This window comes from uncultured Aliivibrio sp., assembly GCF_946479765.1.
GTDB lineage: Bacteria > Pseudomonadota > Gammaproteobacteria > Enterobacterales > Vibrionaceae > Aliivibrio.
Map to the genome: position 1 here is coordinate 1 of NZ_CAMLHO010000119.1, position 2,559 is coordinate 2,559.

The following is a 2,559-nucleotide window of genomic DNA, read 5'->3' on the forward strand; positions in this document are numbered from 1 at the left end:
TTAGAGTATAATTGGTTTGGGAAGTCGGTCTTTCGCACGTGTTATTGCGGCGTTAGGCCTCTATGAGGATAATAGCTAATCTCATGAAAAATAAGTATAATTAACTAATTATTATTTAAAGAGTTAAAAATAAATGAATGATTTATATTTTGATCTTACCAAAATGCTGTTTACAGGTATCTGTGGATTTATTGCGGGTACATTTGTTACTATTTGGCGAACTAAATATACGGTGAAATCATCCGATTTTTCTAAAAAAGTGGAACATTTGGCATTTATAATTGATGAAATTGCCATTATTGGATGCAAAGTAATAAAAAATCCAACATGTACTGAAGCTCTTGACAATAGTCCTGACTATCTTGAAGCTCAAATTTCTCGACTTTCTTTCTTTATTGGTGAGCTTAATACTGATTTTCAAGGATTTAAATCGGAAATAATTAAAAACGCTTATATAAATTTTTCACATATGTGTCGCTGTGATTATAAAAGCTTAGATTCAAATAGCCATCAAGAACCAGATGATTATACAAAAATGAGACGAATATTATTATCTTCTGAATCGTTGAAGGCTGAGTTATACAGAGCTAGGTATTTAAAATATTAGTACGATGCCTAACAATTGCATCAACACGATTTACTACACTCGGCAATCTCAGTTTGCCGGGTGTTTCTCGTTTTAAGACGTCAATATTAAGTATAATTGCATAGTAGTAAACGTGTTATGCAGGCGTTAACTGTACAAAGCGAAAAATTCCAGTTTGCAAAAGTTCACATTAATGTTAACCTTTATGTATGAGAAATATTGATTTTTATACTACCGAAGACGGTAAATGTCCGATAGCTGAATTTTTAGATTCACTTTCGGGTAAGCAAGCACAGAAAGTAGCTTGGGTGCTTCAGTTAATTGAAGAATTGGACAAGATCCCAACGACTTACCTTAAAAAACTGGTTAATACTGACAATATCTGGGAAGTGAGAGTACAAGTTGGTGGGAATATATTTCGTTTATTAGGCTTTTTTGATGGTGATAACTTAGTTGTTCTCAATCATGGTTTTCAAAAGAAAACACAAAAAACGCCACCAAAAGAAATCAAAATTGCAGAAAATCGTCGAAAAGACTATTTAGCGAGGAAATAATATGAGTGACTTTAAAAAATATTTAGCTAACCGTAAAGCAAACGACATCGATTTTTCTGACGGATATGAAGAAGGTTACCAATCGTTTAAATTTGGCGCTTTGTTGAAAGAAGCGCGTAAAGATGCAGGATTAACTCAGGTCGATTTAGCATCAAAGCTCCAGACACAAAAAAGTGCTATATCACGAATTGAAAACCATTCAGATGATGTCAAATTATCAACTCTTGAACGTTTTGCTTCAGCATTAGGTAAAAAATTAGAAATTCGCTTGGTGTAAGAAGTACAGTTAACAATCGCATCAACACGATTTACTACACTCTGCATCTCAGGTTGTCGGGTGTTTCTCGTTTTAAGGCGTCAATTTTAAGTATAATTACATAGTAGTAAACGTGTTATGCAGGCGTTATGCCTTATGGGGTAATTATGGAAATAATCGAAGCTGATAAGATCTTGAATGAAGTGCTTATAAGTACTGGAATTAATCTAGGACATTTGATCGCTGCTACGTCGTTATGGTCAGCGCCTGAAGTCCATGATTATTTACTTGCGTGTGGTGATAGAGGTGCGTGGCGACCAAATGTTCGCAGAGCGAAAGCTGGAGAGAAAAGGCGAACAGTAGTCGATGGCATTTTATTAGATGACAATACGTTAGCGAATAAATATCTTAAAACAGCGTTAGGTTTACCAAGCAAAAATTTTATCGGCTTCGAAGTTTGCCATATTTGGAAAAGCTCCTGTTATGATCCGGTGTATCATACGACTATTGCAAATTTAGTATTGATACCAAGAGCTCTTGCTGCTTTAAGTGATCACAATTGTACTATTTCTTCTATTTTGAAATATAGGTCGTTCGAGTTATATGGTTGGTTTCCAGAATGTGAAAACCAACCAATAAAACCTGAAAATTATCCAGATAATTGGACTGAACCCTTTGCTTTTTCAAAGCGTGTTAGTACTTCATTGAGCAAACGTTCGTGGTCAGAACAGGCATAACAATCGCATCAACACGATTTGCTACACTCGGCGTTGTCAGTTTGCCTTTAGTTTCAGTGGTTAAGGCGTTAAAATTCAGCTAGGTCTGTATCGTAGCAAACGTGTTATGCAGGCGTTATACGAACTCTGAGAATACAGTTTTTTGGTTCAGTTCAACGATTGAACCATTAGCTTTTTAGGTGTAAAAGTAGGGTGGTTTATCTTTTTCTTTATTACCTTTTGGTGTTCGTTTCATTAGGTTCGGCATTGAACCATTATTGCCCCAAATTCAGGCCTTTCAGCGGCTAATTTACGCTTCAATTGTTCTTTGGTTATGCCTCATTTTAGCCTGTATCAGTGTTTTTCTCTCAGCATTTTCAATCCCAATTGTTGTTAGGATATTTGGTTTATCTATTCCAAACTGGCTGAAACCAAGTCGTACAAATG

At 35.4% G+C, this 2,559-nt stretch carries 4 protein-coding genes; all 4 read left to right on the plus strand.

What is annotated here, in order from left to right; genetic code table 11:
• Window positions 1-133: 133 nt before the first annotated feature.
• Window positions 134-607, plus strand: coding sequence for a hypothetical protein (locus tag Q1K78_RS17355; RefSeq protein WP_300181713.1), 474 nt, complete (start codon window positions 134-136; stop codon window positions 605-607).
• Between the two features lie 188 nt (window positions 608-795).
• Complete coding sequence (locus Q1K78_RS17360) at window positions 796-1,140, plus strand: type II toxin-antitoxin system RelE/ParE family toxin (RefSeq protein ID WP_045103967.1); 345 nt, start codon at window positions 796-798, stop codon at window positions 1,138-1,140.
• A 1-nt stretch (window position 1,141) separates the two neighbouring features.
• Window positions 1,142-1,417, plus strand: a complete 276-nt coding sequence (locus tag Q1K78_RS17365; RefSeq protein ID WP_045103966.1) for a helix-turn-helix transcriptional regulator — start codon at window positions 1,142-1,144, stop codon at window positions 1,415-1,417.
• A 146-nt stretch (window positions 1,418-1,563) separates the two neighbouring features.
• Window positions 1,564-2,133: a hypothetical protein gene (locus tag Q1K78_RS17370; protein WP_060994175.1), complete on the plus strand. Its 570-nt coding sequence runs from the start codon at window positions 1,564-1,566 to the stop codon at window positions 2,131-2,133.
• The last annotated feature ends 426 nt before the right edge of the window (window positions 2,134-2,559 follow it).

What these genes read in the sequence shown, in the direction of transcription:
- Q1K78_RS17370 (WP_060994175.1), top strand. Translation starts at nt 1,564, where the DNA reads ATGGAAATAATCGAAGCTGATAAGATCTTGAATGAAGTGCTTATAAGT.
- Q1K78_RS17355 (WP_300181713.1), top strand. Translation starts at nt 134, where the DNA reads ATGAATGATTTATATTTTGATCTTACCAAAATGCTGTTTACAGGTATC.
- Q1K78_RS17360 (WP_045103967.1), top strand. Translation starts at nt 796, where the DNA reads ATGAGAAATATTGATTTTTATACTACCGAAGACGGTAAATGTCCGATA.
- Q1K78_RS17365 (WP_045103966.1), top strand. Translation starts at nt 1,142, where the DNA reads ATGAGTGACTTTAAAAAATATTTAGCTAACCGTAAAGCAAACGACATC.